Raw genomic sequence first — 17,069 nt, forward strand, 5'->3', positions numbered from 1 at the left:
CAAAGTTTGCAAATCAAACTGGCCAACCCTCGTGGTTTTTGTGCCGGCGTCGATCGCGCCATCAGCATTGTTGAGCGTGCCCTTGAACTGTTTTCGCCGCCAATTTATGTGCGTCATGAGGTGGTGCATAACCGTTACGTGGTGCAAAACCTAAAAGATAGAGGCGCCGTGTTTGTCGATGAGCTAAATCAAGTGCCCGATGACAGCATAGTGATCTTTAGTGCACACGGAGTGTCGCAGGCTGTTCGCACTGAAGCGAAACAACGCGGTTTACGCGTTTTCGATGCAACTTGCCCATTGGTGACTAAGGTGCATTTGCAAGTGACTAGAGCGAGCCGTAAAGGGATTGAATGCATCCTTATCGGCCATGCTGGGCATCCTGAAGTTGAAGGCACCATGGGGCAATATGACAACCCTGACGGTGGGGTTTTACTGGTGGAGTCTCCAGCCGATGTTGAAGCATTAGTGGTAAAAGATCCTGAAAACCTATGTTTTGTCACTCAAACTACGCTTTCAATGGATGACACTGCCGATGTTATCGCGGCTTTACAGCAGCGTTTCCCGTCGATCCAGGGGCCACGTAAAGATGATATCTGTTATGCCACCCAAAACCGTCAAGATGCGGTGCGCAATGTGGCCGATGATGTCGACTTGTTTATCGTGGTCGGTTCTAAGAACAGTTCAAACTCTAACCGGTTAAAAGAACTGGCCATAAAGAAAGGCACTCAATCATATTTGGTCGACAATGCCGATGATATTGTCGCCGAATGGTTTGATGGTGTCGAAAAGGTCGCTGTGACCGCCGGAGCCTCTGCGCCTGAAGTTTTGGTTAAGCAAGTAATCGATGCCATCGCGCAGTTAGCACCAAGCGTGATAACTGAAGTGGAAGGGCGTAAAGAAGATACTGTTTTTGCCGTGCCAGCGGAACTGAGGTAATTAACCGATTGTTTTGGTTTAAAAAGGAGGCTTAGCCTCCTTTTTTGTGTTTAAAATTCACGCAATTGAACGAGCTTACTTCAAGCTGGATTAATGGATTACTAGCAGGTAACATTCGACTAATCTACTATTAACGAGTATAGTTTATGGTCAAGCTAACTTTCAGATTTGTATAGAGTATATGGCTGAAATGGCTGTCAAGATTATGGCGTATATCGGAGAGTTGACACCATGAAAAACAGTGGGAAAGGGTTTTCCCTCATCGAAGTGATGGTATCGCTGGTCATTTTAGTTATTGGCTTAGTCGGTATTTTTAATCTTCATGTGATTGCCAAGCGAGGCAGCTTTGAATCCTTCCAGCAAACCCAAGCTTCCTATTACGCAAACGATATTATTAACCGTATGAAGTTAAATCGAGGCGAGATAGCTAATTATGCTGGAGTCTATTCAGGAGTACCTTCTGCTGCGGGAAAAGAGTGTAAGGGGGCTGCGCTATGTGATCCTGCTGAACTCGTTGCATGGGATTTATATGAGTGGCGTGCTTCTTTTGTAGGGACTGCAGAAACCGTGGGTGGCAAAAATGTCGGCGGATTAGATACGCCGACGGGGTGCATTAGCGTTGCTGTTAATACGGTGACAGTTGTGATGGCATGGCGAGGTATAAGAGAAACTAAAATTGATGCCGACTCACCTATTATCGACACATTACCAAAGTGCGCTGCTAGCACTGAAAACCGCCGTATCTATTCTATTCAAACAGTGATTATATAGATGAAAAACACGTCAGGTCGTTATTATTTCCAGTCAGGGCTATCACTTGTCGAGTTGATGGTCGCTTTGGTGATTAGCTTATTTTTAACTGCTGGCATATTCACCATGTTTAGCATGTCTTCCTCTAATGTCACCACTACTAGTCAATTTAACCAACTGCAAGAAAATGGCCGTATTGCCTTGGCGATTATGGAACGCGACCTTTCACAACTTGGGTTTATGGGAGATATGACGGGGACTGATTTTATCGTCGGTACAAATACTACAATCAATTCAGCGGCAGTGCCTAATGATTGTGTTGGTGGCGGTGTTAATAATGCATCTTTACCAAATAGCACAGCATCTCATTTCCGGCGTTTATGGGGATATGAAGCGGGTGTCAGTGGTGCAAGTTTTAGTTGTTTAACAGGTGTAAAAAATAACACTGATGTACTTCAAATAAAGAGGCTTAGTGGGCCAAGTACTTTGACGGCTAATGATGCGTCGAATCATTATGTTGCTACAACGTCTAGCCAAGCAATTTTTTTTACGGGTAATCAAACTACGCCTGTATTAGATAACAGTCGACTTTGGGAATACGTACATCATATCTATTTCATCAAAAATGATGGCTCTACTCCGGTACTGAGAAGGAAAACTCTTTCTGTTACAAGCGGAATGAAAAATGAAGAGCAGCTTGTTGAAGGGATTGAAAATATGCGAATTCTGTATGGGATTGATGACAATGGAAATGATATCCCAAATCGCTATGTGCCTCCAGCAAGCGTTGATACAACCATGTGGGATAATCAATCATTTCAGAGGATTGTAGCACTTAAAGTTTTTTTGCTTGTTAGGGCTGTAGAGGAAGATCGGAGTTACACTAACGAAACCCAATATTTATTGGGTGATAAAACGATTCAGGCTCCAAAAGATCATTTTAGGCGAAAAGTTATGTCTACAACTGTGGTTTTAGAAAATCCTGTTCTAATTCGGAGTTAGAGTAAGTATGAATATGCAAAAGCAAAAAGGTGTAGTGTTATTTTTTTCACTGATTGTACTTATCATAATGACGGTAATAGGAGTTGCTTTGGCGGTTAATTCAACTCAATCTCTGCGAATGGCAGGTGCTGGTGCAGAACGAGTGGAAGCTAAGGCTCTAGCTGATGGCGGTGTGGCAGCGGTATTGCTCAATAAAACCCCTGCCTTTTTAGCTACTATGACTAATATTGACAATGGCAATAGCTATTCAAGTGGAACTCAAGTGTTGACCCCTCTTCCTCTTGTTGATGATGGTGCTGGAGCAGTCTAAAAGTAGACCCTAAGAATGTTTCTTGTCAGCGAAGTGCTGATGCAAGTGGTACCGATTTATTTAAATGTCGACGTATCGAAATATCTAGTCAGGTAAGTTTTGGTCGGGATAAGTTAGGTCAGCTTACTGTGGTTACAGGTGTTGAGCAGAAAGTGCTCAATGGGAGTGGAGTATGAAGTTTAATAAAATATTATGTGCAAGCCTAGTCGCTGCACTGTCTGTACCTGTGCAATCACTGGCTGACGATACGGATTTATATTTAAATCCTGCTGAAAATAACGTTCGTCCTCAAGTGCTTATTATTTTTGATAACTCAGGCAGTATGGATACAATGGTTGAGGGATTGCCCGGAGGATATGAACCTAGTACAACTTATACTCCAATGGATAGTTCAAACTCTTATGATGACGGGATGATCTATTTTGCTGTGGGTACAGGCATTGATGAAGCGGGTTTAGGTATTCCTGATAGCCCTTCTGAAACAAATCGTTTTAACGATTTAATAAACGGGTGTGCCGAGGCCCGAACAGCACTTAAAAAGTATGGACGATTTTCCGGTTATATACGGGAATACATTACCCAAGGTAACGGCGCTGGGACTTGGCAACCAATCAAACAAAATTCAGGTAAGGAGCAGAATAATCCAGTTGATTGTTATGAGGATATTTCTGCTAAAAATCTCAGTAATAATAAAGATTCATTACCCAACACCGGGTTTGAAGATGGTTATCCTCAAGATGGAGTAACTACAGGTAACGGGCAGAAGAAAGAGTATGCCCCTTGGGGACCAGTAGCAAAAGTTAACGGTTTTAATACTGGTGAAATTGTTACGTTATATACAGCTAACTATCTCCGTTGGTATCGGCATTACCAAAAAGCAGCTGAGGGCGGTGACTCAGCTTCAGGAGACTTCCCTGATCAAACCCGTTTGGCTATAGCTAAAACAGCAATCTCAAGTGTGATCAGTACTGTTCCCTCTGTTGATTTTGGTTTGGCGGTGTTTAACTTAAACTTTCCTTATGAAGGAGATAGTGATGGTGGCCGAATCGTTGCGGGGATAAAACAACGTACAGGAGCAGAAAAAGAAGCGTTAATTAATACTATTACCAATCTTCCTGCAGAGACAAATACTCCTTTATGTGAAACGTTGTATGAGGCATATCGTTATTTTAGTGGTGGTAAAATCCACTTTGGACATAGCGATGAAAATTATAACGGCAGTGGTTTCAAGTATACTGCGAATCAACCTATGTATGACACCGGTATCGAAATTGGCGGAGGCTATAGATCACCTTTATCCAAGTGCAATAAAGTTGCTCATGTTATCTACATTACAGATGGGGCTCCGGTACTTGATAAAAATGCCGATACATTGATTGAGGGGTTAGGTGGGAAAGGGTTTGTTTATAAAGATGCAGAAGGAAGCCAGCCTGCAAAAGAAAGCTTTATGCCTGCATTGGCGGAATATATGTTTAATACAGATATTTCATCTGCTGATGGATTTCAACGTGTCATTACCCACACTGTCGGTTTTAGCTTAGGTGAGGATAAGGATTCTGCAGAACCATTGCTCATAGAAACCGCAAACCGTTCAAGTGACCCAAAGAATGGGCTTAAAGGCACTTATTCAAGAGCGGATAATACAGTTGAATTAATCGAAGTCATCACTAGGCTTATAGGTGAAATAGATAGTGTCGGCCAGCGATTCTCAGCGCCAGGTGTTGCTTTTAGTAGTGCCGATCCTACACGTACCCTTGATTCTGCTTATTATGCGCTTTTTGAGCCTTCTCAAAGTCCTAAATGGACGGGTAATCTCAAGAAGTTAAAAGTTAATAGTAGTGGTGGTTTAGTCGATGCTAACGGTAACCCTGCAATCGACACGTCGGGAGGTATTGCTAATACTGCCTGTACAGTATGGAGTACTTGCAGTGCTCAGGGTGATAAAAGCGGGTATACAGATGCTAATGGCCCTGTCGATGGCGGTAATGTTGTTGCTGCTGGGGGAGCCGCAAGAAGTATAATTCCGAGTAAGCGCGTTTTATATAGCGATTTAAATGGGTTGACGGAGTTTTCTGCTAATGCTGCGGGTATTACGAATACTATCAGTATGTTTTCATCGAAGGCTGGTGATCAGAGCAACTTAGCCACTTATATGGGGTTGCCCGTAGATAATGCAGATGAAGAATTAATTAAAGCGTTTCAGTGGATTCAAGGCTGGAATGTAGACGTAGCCTCTTACAATCAAGATGGTACTCCAGAAGAGTATACGTCAATAGACATTAACGGCGTAAGAGCCGACATCATGGGTGATCCACTTCACTCTCAACCGCTTGCAATCGATTATGGTGACTATACTATGATCTTTGTAGGTACAAACCATGGAGTGATGCACGCGTTTAAAGATGTAGGCGATGATGTAACTGAAGATTGGGCTTTTTTGCCTTACGAATTATTACCAAATATTAGTGTGATTAGACGAAATGATTATTCTGTGGGGCATGGTGTCTATGGTCTTGATGGGTCTCCAGTCGCCCATGTCGAACGTAATGGTGGGGCGATAAATAAAGCTTGGCTATTCTTTGGTATGCGCCGTGGTGGTCAGTCCTACTATGCATTAGATGTATCAGGAGCGTCACCTAAGCTTATGTGGCAGATCTCTAATGAGACTAATGGTTTTGCTGATTTAGGCCAAACCTGGTCAACGCCAGTGGTGACAACAATACCTGGTTTTAAAGGCCCGGTGCTTATTTTTGGTGGTGGGTATAATGCTGGCTATGATAGCGGCGGCGGTAAAAATTCTGTAGGACGAATGGTGTATATAGTTGACGCTTCCACAGGTAAACTTATTCACTCATTTGGGGCTGCAGGTGCCACATCTTTACCGAATATTGAAGACTCTATCGTTGGCTCTATAGCGACTTTAGATAGTGATAGTGATGGAGTGACAGATAGGCTGTATGCGGCAGATCTTGGTGGAAATGTGTGGCGCATGGATATGCCTTCGGATGAAAAGACAACTTGGAGTGGATTTAAATTTGCTCAGGTTGGTGGCGCACTAAGTAATAATGATAGGCGATTTTTTTACGAACCAACCGTCGCGCAAACCTATTTTACTAATACATCAAACGTAACAGTGACAGATGAATCTGGCACAACAACGACTGTTGCTTATCAAAATGTACCATATGATGCTGTGACTTTAGGTACTGGTAATAGGGCTGATCCATTAAGTACATCAACGAATGATATGTTTTTTGTTTTTCAGGATAGGCATGTGATTACTCAGCAGTTTGGTTCAGGTGGAACATCGGTACCATCCCCGCTTAGCTATCCAGATAACCTTTACAACATTACTTCTAGTTCACCGGCGTCAGAAAGTGAAAACATAGCTTTTGGTGAAAAAAGAGGTTGGTACTATGATTTTGCCGGAGTTGGAGAAAAAAGTTTGTCTCCGTCGGTGATTATTAGTGGTAAAGTTTATTTTACTTCCTTTACACCAACAGGACCTGCACCGGATGCAGATTCATGTTCGGTTTCTTCTGTAGGCAAGTTATATACATTAGATTTACACCGAGGAGGACGGTATTCAGAAGAATATCCTGATGGAGGAGACACTGAAATCCCACCATATATAGAAGTCTGTGATAACTGTATTCCGCAGCCCCCTAAAATAATTACAGCCCCTGCTTGCGAAGGTTTGGATTGTGAGGATGATGAGGCTCCTAATAATGGAACGGCAATCGATTGCGAAAGCACTGCGTACTTAATTATAGGTAAAGGTATGTGTGATGATAATGGGTTTAATTGTACCGGAACAATTAATCTTGATGCCTGTTTAAATACCAATAAGATTTACTATCATCAAGATGAGAGTAATTAAGAATGCAAAAAGTAAAAGGTTTCACCCTAATAGAGCTGATGATTACGGTAGCTATTATTGGTATTTTGGCGTCAATCGCTTACCCCTCATATATTGACTATATTACTAAAAGTGGTCGTGCTGAGGGGGTTGCTGCTGTGATGAGAATAGCTAACTTACAAGAACAGTACTATTTAGATAACCGTGCCTATGCGACAGACATGACTAAGCTTGGTCTTGCTGCAAGCCCGTTTGTGACCGAAGCGGGTCATTACTCTGTCACCTCGGCAGGTACCAGTTCTTTTACCATCACAGCGACGGCGCAGGGGAGTCAAGCTAGCAGAGATTCGACCTGTAAAACTATCACCATGACATCAGCGGGTGTTAAAGGGCCATCTAAGGAGTGTTGGAAATGATGAAATTGATTATCGCAATACTATGTGCAACGCCCCTTTTCGTTCTAGCTGCGGCGGGGAATACCAAGCAAGATTATAAATGCCATATTATTACCGCTAAAGCAGATAAGGTGGTTTTTTATCGCTGGAAACTACAAGGAGTGGCACTTAAAATCGCATCGCTTCCCGGTAAACAATTAGTGGATACTAAGGGTAAGAAATATTTCATTAAAGATGTTGTTGAGTGTGTATCGTTAACTGAAATGTTTAGTAGCGATAATTCTAAAGCATTAGATGAGCGAACATTAAGATAATCTTCACTCGCTATTAATATAAAGCCCTGTACATATTAAGACTTTTGAGTCGTAATATGTACAGGGCTTTTTTATTATTTTTAGTCTTGTTTATGAGCAACTAATACCAGTAGCGCCATAAGATACTAACCCGCTGCTGCTAATATCGATACTCTGTGATGAGGCGGCGTTACCGTTGGGGCAGTAGATAATCGTTCCTCCAGATGATAAGCCTTCTGATGAAAAGGTGATGTTACCGTTAGGCCCTGTTATAGCATCCTGACTATTAAAACTGTCGATCGCCCTCAATTCAGTATCGGCGCCATTTGCATTAATAAACACCCTTACACCACCGCTCCAATCTGTTGTCGTTCCGCACGACGTTGCACTTGCAAATGGGCAGACATTGACGGTAGTGCCGTAGCTAATTGCCTGGTTGCGTGCAAAAGCCATGACATTATGAATTTTTTCAATATTATTACTGGCACGTACGTCTTCATAAACGGATATTAAAGAGGGAACGCCTATAGTGAGTAATATGCCAGCGATCACTATCGTGACCATGAGCTCGACTAGGGTGAACCCTTGCTGCAGATATCGCATTGATATTGTCCTCGTGGTTAACGGGTTTAGTATAAGCGAGAACTTTTTCAATTTCAGTATATATAACTTATTCTTTTTAATGCTAATAAATTGGCATTAAATACGTTACAGACAAGTAAGTGACAGCGTATTTTATGGTTGGGAACTGGCATCACTTAATGCAGCTAATCTGTTGTTTATTTGAAAATCGTACTCGCCCAGCCTGATTGACGATAACGGCTTTGGAGTTGGGGTTATTAGCCGATGTCGGACAATAAGTGAGTGTGCCGTTGGTTCCTGATGCAAGACCATCCGGTTGAAAGCGCACCGCGGCACGGTTGTAGTCAACAGTATCTCGTGGGTGAAAGGGCCTCGTGCTTAATAGTAACTTGTCATTAGCATCAAGTTGATTGGTTACGCCAGAATCGGTAAATACGGATAAGCCATTTTGCCAATTTTCATCGCATTGGTTATCTTTTAGTGGGCAAATAGTGACTCTTAATCCATAGCTTATTGCTGCATTTCGGCCAAATTGTAATGTTTGTTGAATCTCTCGAATCGAGCTGTTTGCCCGCTGTGCATCGTAAAGGTTACTTAAGCTTGGTGCGGCGATGCCGATTAAGATAGTGGCGACAATTAAAGTCACCATTAATTCGATGAGGTTAAATCCATAATGCTTATCCATACATCATCCTTGTGCATACATGATCATCGCATCCTGCGATGATTCAATTGAGTAAAAGCGTTGTAGGGGTGGTTAAATTGACTAGGCTATAATTGGTCACAGAATGTAAAGTATAGTTGTTGGCGTGGCTTAGTGCCGATTTGTTATCTGGCATTGTTTTATATTGTTCTTAGCTGCGGATATTACTTCTGCTTGGTATCGTAGATATTCAACTTCTGCGTAATCATATAGCGTGGTAAGCTAATAACAACATGTTGTTATTGCCAAATAAAGTTAAAGGGAGCGTTTGATGAAGAAAGTTGAAGCCATAATTAAGCCATTTAAGTTAGATGACGTACGAGAATCTCTGGCTGAAATCGGCATTACCGGCATGACAGTTTCTGAAGTCAAAGGTTTTGGGCGCCAGAAAGGTCACACCGAATTATATCGTGGCGCCGAATATATGGTCGATTTTTTACCTAAGGTGAAAATTGAACTTGTTATCCAAGATGAACAACTAGAGCAGGCTATCGAAGTGATAGTCGATACCGCTAGAACGGGTAAAATTGGCGACGGTAAGATATTTGTGACTGAAGTCGAGCGCGTTATCCGTATTCGTACCGGTGAAGAAAACGAAGAAGCAGTGTAATTATTGTAACTTCTATCACGTGACAGGCCTTTCGCTACTGGGACAGTTCGTTATTTGCTGTTGCGGATCCTCAAGTTACTAAAAAGCCGTTGTAATGAACAACGGCTTTTTAGTACTTGCATGGCGCGTCTTGAGTCAAGTTAACACTTAGGATGACAGCGGGCTCGCAGAAGAATCTCTGATCACTGGTTCTGGCATAAACATATGCTCGGTGGGGGTATCTTCTAGTTTGTTTTGCTGTGCAATCAACAGCTCGGTAGCGGTTTGGGCTATCTTATCGTTTGGCTGATGCACCGTGGTGAGTTTAGGCCAAGTTTGCCGCGAAAAGGGGCTGTCTTCAAAGCCGACAATGGACAGTTCTGCAGGAATCGAAACGCCCTCTAAACGCGCGGCAAATAAGGCGCCTGCCGCAATTTCATCGTTACAGGCGACAATAGCAGTCGGTCTATCTGGCTTGCTAAGCAATATTTTGGCACCTTCAACCCCAAATTCAAAAGAGTATTGACCATTAATGATATAGGTTTCATTAACCGGTAACTGGTTGTTTTGCATCGCTTGCTTAAAGCCAGCTAAGCGCTCTTTTGTTGATTCATGCTGCTGATCACCGCTAAGAAAGGCGATATGTTGATGGCCAAGATCGATTAAATGCTGAGTAATCGATACCGCGCCCTGCCTGTCGTTAACTAATACCGTTAAGCCACCATATTGATCCGCCGCTTCACCGGCAATAATACGCACATAATTAGCGTTAATGTTATCCAATGCCGCGAGCACTTTGGGATCCTCTGACAGAGGGGGGGTTAGCACTAAGCCCGATAGGCGTGCGTGGCGTACCATATCTGTTAGTTCTTGGCAGATATTTTCTGACGTTGCGTCACAAGGGTGGATCAGTAGCTCGTACCCCCTTTGTTTGCAAGCTGATAAAATACCATTTTGCATATCAATGACATAGTAAGCATTAGGGTTGTCATACACAAAAGCGATGACATAGGATTTGGTTCCGGCTAGGTTACGTGCAGCGAGGTTTGGTTGGTAGTTAAGCGCTGTAATGGCTTGATTGACTTTATCAATGGTCGCTTGCCTGACCGACGGCTCCTTATTGGTGACTCTGGATACCGTCTTTATCGAGACGCCAGCGTACTTGGCAACATCATTTATGGTTACTTTCATCTAGTGGTCACTCATTGTGATAGCTGCTAATTGCAGTCTACAGAATTTAACTTTATTCAAACGATGTACTGTATGACGACACAGCAGATCTCACTTCCCCTACCGACAATATTGCTAATTTTTAACGAATTAAGCAATCATCAAATCGATTTTAGCATTTTATGCGAACGATTCTTCTTAACGAATAGTAAATTCACGATTACTTTTAATTAATATTATCAATGCCTTATATTTTTATTCCTAAACAAGTTATTGTTGGCTTTGTGATGTGTTAGACGATATTTAAGTTTTTTTGGTTATTTTGTTGTGGCGCAACTGTTAATTGTTGTGTAATCTTTGTACCCACATGACAGCGTTGTCATTCCTGTTGAGGGAATGGGCATGAAACTAAAACGATAATAAAGTTATGGAAGGGATACGAGATGCGACCATCTACTTTTAAGAAAAGTATACTAGCTACAAATATTGCACTACTCATGAGCGGCGCAATGTCGGTTTCAGCCATCGCAGCGGAAGCTGAGGCACAAACTGTTAATACCGATAATATTGAAAAAATCGAAGTGCGCGGCTTACGTGCATCAATGAAGGCGTCCATCAACGCTAAACGCTTCTCTGATGCCGTTGTCGACGCAGTGACCGCTGAAGATATTGGTAAATTTCCCGATGGCGATGTGGGTGAGTCTTTAGCGCGTATTCCTGGTGTGACTGTTAATCGTCAATTTGGTCAGGGGCAGCAGGTGTCTATTCGTGGCGCTTCATCACAACTTACCCGCACGCTGCTCAATGGTCATTCAGTTGCCTCAACTGGCTGGTTCGATCAACAGGCTATTGACCGTAGTTTTAACTATTCACTATTGCCGCCAGAGATGGTGAGCGGTATTGAGGTGTATAAGTCTTCACAGGCTGATATCACCGAAGGTGGTATTGGCGGTACAGTTATCGTTAAGACCCGTAAGCCGTTAGATTTAGATGCTAACACTGTGTTCCTCAGTGCTAAAGGGGATTACGGAACGATCTCAGAAGAGACCGATCCGGCGCTTTCAGGACTATACAGTTGGAAAAATGACAACGAAAACTTCGGTATTCTAGTGTCGGCAGCAGGCTCTCAAACTGAATATCAACGCAATGGTATCGAGACTTTATTGGGCTGGGGTGAAATTGTCCCCACGACATTCCAACAAGACAGAGAGCGCACGGCATATAACGTTGCGGCGCAGTATCGCCCTACAGATAAATTAGAGTTTGGCCTTACGGTAACCAGTATGGATTTAAAGGCGGATAACGCTAATACTTCTATTTTCTTGTTCCCAACTCAACAAGGTGTAAGTACCTGTAACCTAACCAATGCAGCCGGTGTTTGTACTGATATTACTCATACAGGTGAAGGCGGGTTTGCATGGGCACAAACTTGGGCTCGTCAAGCTGAGATGTCGTCAGACACCTATGACTTTGACTTTAAGTATGAAGCGGATAATTTCACTCTAGAAGGGCGTGTTGGCAATACCAGCTCAGATGGTGGTACAAGCCTAACGTCTAATTATGGTAATTCAATTGGCCAACCCGGTGACTTTGCTGGCCACTATGATGCTACCGGTGAAAAGATTGCTATCGATATTGCAAATAAAGATTTTGATGCCAGTGATTTTAATGGAAAACTGGCAACCGCTGGCTGGGCATTGAAAAAACAACCCAATACAGATGAAGAGACTTATGCGCAAGTCGATTTAACCTTCCCGGTTGACTTTGGGGCTATTACTTCAATTAAAACCGGTGTGCGTTACGCCGACCATGATGTGACTCAAGAAACTGATGCGGCAATTGTGGGTGATATCGCCGAGAAAGACGCCTCTGATTATTATTCAGGTACCATCTCTTCTGGTGCTGGTTTTACGTTACCTAAGCCCAATTTTGATGCGATGATCAATGATGCATACGCTGCAGTTGATGGCTTTACTCGCGATAAGTCGGGTTATGGCACCTTGAACGAAAAAAACCTTGCGGCGTACGCGATGGCGAATTTTGAGGCCGATGGTATTCGCGGTAACTTTGGTTTGCGCTTTATCTCTACCGATGTCGAATCAGATTACTATGCATTGAGTGATTCAGGCCAATTTGCCGATGAGATGAGTACTGATAAGTCTAGCTATAACGATGTGTTGCCAAGTGTGAATATCGCATTTGATTTAGCTCCAGATCTGATTTTACGTACCTCTGCGGCGCAAGTGATATCGCGTCCTAACTATTCTGAGCTTTTTGCTACATCAACACTTCCAGACTCTGAACGATGGAACGCCGGGTAATGAAAAGTTAAACCGTGGCTCAGTTTCATTAGACCCGTTTAAAGCCACGCAGGCAGATCTTAGCTTAGAGTGGTATTTTGGCGGCGAAGGCTTAGCATCTATCACTTACTTTATTAAAGATGTCAGCTCATTTATCACCACTCGTCAAAAGTTAAACCAGCAGATTGGTATTGATGATAACGACCTTATCGCCCAAGGTGATAGTGCATGCGGCGTTGGAATTTACGATTGCTGGACCGTCAGTGAAAAGTACAATGCCGATGGTGGTCGTATCGAAGGGATTGAATTACAACTTCAAGACTCATATGACAATGGTTTTGGCTACTCGGCTAACTACACCTTTGCCGATGCGGGTTCACCAGCGGAGAACTACCCTGATCAAGTCGGTGTCTTCTCTGACTCCTCTAAGCATACAGTTAACTTAGTCGGTTACTATGAGATGGAGAGCTTCAATGCTCGCTTAGCTTACAACTGGCGTAGTGAGTACATGATGCGTGAACTGCCAGGATTTTATGGCAACCGGCAACATGAAGACTATGGTTCACTCGACTTAAGCATGAATTACAGTATTACCGATTGGATGGACATTACCTTCGAAGCGGTTAACTTAACCGAAGAAGATAGCATACAAACAGGTATTGCTCCGCTAGATGCCGAAGTTATCCCTGAATTTAAAGCCGATTACCCAGTGTGGAGTTTCGAAGGTGAAGCTCGATACAAGGTGGGTGTTGCACTTAGATTCTAATCACTATTGAGATAGTTGATTGTAATTAAGCCCAGCATCTGCTGGGCTTTTTATTGACAGCATAACAAGATTAAAGCTGTTGCTATCAGGCTCTATAGGTCAGATTGAAAAGGTAATACATGGACATTAAAACAATCGTTATTGTTGGCGGAGGCACGGCTGGTTGGCTGGCGGCAAATCATATTGGTCAGGCATTAGCAGATAATACAGCGGTGACAGTGACGCTTATTGAATCGCCCGATATCCCAACAATTGGTGTTGGTGAGGGAACGGTGCCAGCTATTCGTAGTAGTTTAAAGCGATTCGGTATCAGTGAAGCTGAGTTTATTCGAAGTTGCGATGCAACGTTTAAGCAATCGATAAAATTTGTTAACTGGCTAGATAAGGAGCGTCACGGCGAACATAATTTTTATCATCACTTATTTGATTCCCCATTGCTTGTGGAGGAGGCTTTAATCCCTGTTTGGTTGCAAAACAAGCAGGGCTACTATGGTGATGTGGTCTCACCTCAACATGCAGTGTGTGAAGCTTATAAAGGGCCAAAACAGATCACCCATGCCGAATATAAAGGCTCACTTGGTTACGCTTATCATCTTAATGCGGCGAAGTTTGCGCAGTTGTTGGCAGCCAATGCCACATCTCGCTTCAAGGTCGAGCATATTAGAGCAAATGTGGTTGCGGTAAATCTTAATGATAGTGGTGATATAGCGTCTCTTGAAACCGATAGTCACGGTACGATATCCGCTGATTTTTATATTGATTGTAGTGGCTTTGATGCACTGCTGATTGATAAGACGCTAAAGGTGCCATTTGTCGACAAGTCTAAGCAACTTTTTGTCGACAAGGCGATTGCGGTGCAGGTGCCCATTGCTGATGATGCACCGATTGCGCCATTTACACTAGCTACTGCTCACCAGGCTGGGTGGATTTGGGACATAGCCTTGACTCAGCGTCGTGGAATTGGTTTTGTTTACGCATCAAAATATATGAGCGAGGCTACGGCGCTTAAAAAATTGGCGACATACATTGGTGACGATTTAGCGAAGTTTCAATACCGTATTTTACCGATGAGGCTAGGTTACCGTGAGCGGTTTATGCACCAAAACTGTTTGTCACTCGGTTTGGCTCAAGGTTTTTTAGAACCATTGGAAGCCACTTCTATCTTATTAACAGACTTTGCCGCAGGTTTTTTTGCCAATCGATTGCCAAAACATAAGGCAGAATTAAGCTTGATTGCCGAGCAACTAAATAAGGTGATGAGCTACGCTTGGGAGAGAGTGGTTGAGTTCATTAAATTACACTATTGCATATCCGATCGAACAGATGCGCCTTTTTGGGTCGATAACCGCGACAGCAATACCATTCCTCCCGCATTAGCCGATAGGCTTCAGTTGTGGCAAAACCATATTCCGAGTCGGCAAGACTTTTTTAGTAAGTTTGAGGTATTTGACCTAGAAAATTACCTCTATGTGCTTTACGGGATGCAATTTAATACTCGGCCGCATGCTGGCGAGAATCAAGATCATCAAGCATCGTGGCAATCTCGTCGACAAAAAGGGCAACAAATGACGGCTCAATTAGTCGACACGCTGCCAGATCATAGGGATTTATTACAAAAAATTATTCGCTATGGATTACAAAAAAACTGATTTCAATGGTGCTTATTTCCATTAACGCTAAAAGTGAGGTGAGCACTAAACGCTTGATATAAAGCTGCGCCATATTACTCATTTGAGAGCCTAGCTCATCTATTTATATTGAGCACTTGGCGATATGACTTTTTGTTATATCGCCAAGTGTAAATGATTACTTATCCCCACTAGATTATCGCGTGATGAATTATTGTTGGTTGTCGTATTTATTCTGTTCAACAATCAGTCTTGATAACTGGTTTAACGAAGCTCTGTGAGCGTAAATAATGGGCAGTAATCCTTTGTTTTTAAGTGCTAAAAAGTCCTCATCGCTGATAGCGTTAAGATTTTCATCATCGATCACATATACGCCATTAATGTTGATATGTTGTACGTTTTCGCCTCCCTTAATCGTGAGTTGTTGCGGGCTAAGCAGATTTTTATCAGCCAGATATTGGCATATAGCCTGTGTTTGTTGATGTAGTGCTGCAATATCCATTAAGGCATTGGTTCTGGCAGTAAGGTAGTCCGTCTGCTCACCATTATCGTTAAAGAGCCTGATCCCTTCATGTTGTGAGAGTAAGGGGCTCTGCTCATCGATACAGATCATGAGTTCATCGCTTTGTGCAGATGTTTTGGCGAGGGAGAGAGGAGCATTACTAAACCCTAATGGGGTTACCGGCGCATGCCATTTAGTTGACTGACAATAAAGATTTATTTTAGGTTTAATGCCCATCATTGCCACAGGAGTAAATCGACCTGTCTCGCTATTTTTCACAAATACAATGGGGAACTCAGCGGCTAAATTGGGGATCTCTCGCGCAACAACAGGGATTAAGTGTTCAGCAGAAAATCGGCTGTAGTCTGTTGATTGCGCTAACTTGAAGTGCAAGTGTTTTTGTGAAGAAAGGGGGGCGATTTGTGTCATGGTTGGTTACCTTTATGCAATTCGTTGGCGTTAGTTTAAGTTGGCTAAAGTCACATAGCCGCCTTTAAATTATTCCTAACGCTAATTAGTTTTATTAGCTTAACAATTTTTTTATTTGGTATTTTTACTTTGGTTGTTATTTTGTGAGTCTAGTAAATTTATCTCTTTTACCCCCAATAGTTAGAGTTGGTTTTATTGGGGCAATTATACCCAGTCATTTAGCATCGCATCACTTAGTGTTTAAAATAAGTTTCTTCATGTACTCATCTGTTTATTAAGGTTTTTAATTGTAGATATCGTGCCATGCTTAGACATATCGCCTCATCAATTGAGCATGACAATTACAGTACAGCTAACTTAGCTAAGGTTACATATGAGAGTAACATGATGATGTTATCAATAGTTATCAACATTGTCGTGAAATTGTTTTTGATTTTTATATTTCTAGACTGTGCCAATCTGGATAGGAATAACAGTGGTTAGGCTAAAAAAAACATTTTTTGTCAAAAAAATGTAGATATTCTGTTTTTTGTTGTGTAAGTTTACAGATGACAGCGTTGTCATTTGCTTGTGTGACATCTCTGTTTGTAAGGTTAACATGATGTAGGAAGAGGTCTCTTACATGCATGTGTTTGGCAGTTATCGCTTGGTTTATCCGGCATGATTGTGTTTGATGTTTCCTATAGTCTCTCCCCGGATGCTAGAGATAGCTAGGTGCTTTATTCTGTGAATAACAGTTACTGCACCTAGCATTTTTTTATGGCTATTTTTAGTGATTGATAGCGAAGCGTCATAGTGGCTAACGGTATTTAAAGTTGCTGTCGTGAAACCATTATTCACCCTCATTAGCATGCA

General features: G+C 42.5%; 12 protein-coding genes and 2 pseudogenes. 10 read left to right on the plus strand and 4 right to left on the minus strand.

What is annotated here, in order from left to right; all coding sequences use genetic code 11:
- The first annotated feature begins 6 nt into the window (after nucleotides 1-6).
- The 7 genes and pseudogenes from ispH (at nucleotide 7) to AC5YBZ_RS04620 (ending at nucleotide 7,566) form a co-directional block, all read left to right on the plus strand.
- Nucleotides 7-936: a 4-hydroxy-3-methylbut-2-enyl diphosphate reductase gene (ispH, locus tag AC5YBZ_RS04590; RefSeq protein ID WP_494521653.1), complete on the plus strand. Its 930-nt coding sequence runs from the start codon at nucleotides 7-9 to the stop codon at nucleotides 934-936.
- 231 nt (nucleotides 937-1,167) lie between these two features.
- Nucleotides 1,168-1,707 carry a type IV pilus modification protein PilV gene (gene pilV / locus AC5YBZ_RS04595; protein WP_494543466.1) on the plus strand — a complete coding sequence of 180 codons (540 nt, stop codon included), beginning with the start codon at nucleotides 1,168-1,170 and terminating at the stop codon, nucleotides 1,705-1,707.
- The gene (locus AC5YBZ_RS04600; protein WP_494524422.1) at nucleotides 1,708-2,688 is read left to right on the plus strand and encodes a PilW family protein; all 981 of its coding nucleotides are present in this window, start codon (nucleotides 1,708-1,710) and stop codon (nucleotides 2,686-2,688) included.
- 13 nt (nucleotides 2,689-2,701) lie between these two features.
- Nucleotides 2,702-3,174 (plus strand): annotated as a pseudogene (locus AC5YBZ_RS04605) (pilus assembly PilX family protein).
- A complete protein-coding gene (locus AC5YBZ_RS04610) occupies nucleotides 3,171-6,878 on the plus strand; it encodes a pilus assembly protein (protein WP_494543467.1) in 3,708 nt (1,235 codons plus the stop codon). The pseudogene AC5YBZ_RS04605 and the gene AC5YBZ_RS04610 overlap by 4 nt, the downstream one beginning before the upstream one ends.
- 2 nt (nucleotides 6,879-6,880) lie before the next feature.
- The gene (locus AC5YBZ_RS04615) at nucleotides 6,881-7,273 is read left to right on the plus strand and encodes a type IV pilin protein (protein WP_494524424.1); all 393 of its coding nucleotides are present in this window, start codon (nucleotides 6,881-6,883) and stop codon (nucleotides 7,271-7,273) included.
- Nucleotides 7,270-7,566 (plus strand): TapY2 family type IVa secretion system protein, encoded by a 297-nt coding sequence (locus AC5YBZ_RS04620; protein WP_494543468.1) that lies wholly within the window; start codon nucleotides 7,270-7,272, stop codon nucleotides 7,564-7,566. The genes AC5YBZ_RS04615 and AC5YBZ_RS04620 overlap by 4 nt, the downstream gene beginning before the upstream one ends.
- Nucleotides 7,567-7,656: 90 nt before the next feature.
- On the opposite strand, the gene AC5YBZ_RS04625 is transcribed toward AC5YBZ_RS04620, so the two are convergent.
- Nucleotides 7,657-8,148, minus strand: coding sequence for a GspH/FimT family pseudopilin (locus AC5YBZ_RS04625; protein WP_494524425.1), 492 nt, complete (start codon nucleotides 8,146-8,148; stop codon nucleotides 7,657-7,659).
- A gap of 151 nt (nucleotides 8,149-8,299) precedes the next feature.
- Complete coding sequence (locus AC5YBZ_RS04630) at nucleotides 8,300-8,812, minus strand: GspH/FimT family pseudopilin (protein WP_494524426.1); 513 nt, start codon at nucleotides 8,810-8,812, stop codon at nucleotides 8,300-8,302.
- 289 nt (nucleotides 8,813-9,101) lie between these two features.
- Between AC5YBZ_RS04630 and AC5YBZ_RS04635 the strand changes: the two genes are divergently transcribed.
- Entirely contained in the window at nucleotides 9,102-9,440 is a 339-nt protein-coding gene (locus AC5YBZ_RS04635) for a P-II family nitrogen regulator (protein ID WP_110456541.1), read from the plus strand.
- 147 nt (nucleotides 9,441-9,587) lie between these two features.
- On the opposite strand, the gene AC5YBZ_RS04640 is transcribed toward AC5YBZ_RS04635, so the two are convergent.
- Nucleotides 9,588-10,610, minus strand: a complete 1,023-nt coding sequence (locus AC5YBZ_RS04640; RefSeq protein WP_494543469.1) for a LacI family DNA-binding transcriptional regulator — start codon at nucleotides 10,608-10,610, stop codon at nucleotides 9,588-9,590.
- Nucleotides 10,611-11,032: 422 nt separating this feature from the next.
- Between AC5YBZ_RS04640 and AC5YBZ_RS04645 the strand changes: the two are divergent.
- Together AC5YBZ_RS04645 and AC5YBZ_RS04650 are read left to right on the plus strand one after the other, a co-directional pair.
- A pseudogene (locus tag AC5YBZ_RS04645) lies at nucleotides 11,033-13,655 on the plus strand (TonB-dependent receptor).
- Between the two features lie 119 nt (nucleotides 13,656-13,774).
- Entirely contained in the window at nucleotides 13,775-15,304 is a 1,530-nt protein-coding gene (locus tag AC5YBZ_RS04650) for a tryptophan halogenase family protein (RefSeq protein ID WP_494543470.1), read from the plus strand.
- Nucleotides 15,305-15,494: 190 nt separating this feature from the next.
- On the opposite strand, the gene AC5YBZ_RS04655 is transcribed toward AC5YBZ_RS04650, so the two are convergent.
- Nucleotides 15,495-16,214: a SapC family protein gene (locus AC5YBZ_RS04655; RefSeq protein WP_494519813.1), complete on the minus strand. Its 720-nt coding sequence runs from the start codon at nucleotides 16,212-16,214 to the stop codon at nucleotides 15,495-15,497.
- Nucleotides 16,215-17,069: the final 855 nt, after the last annotated feature.

The organism is Shewanella sp. 553 (assembly GCF_059338375.1).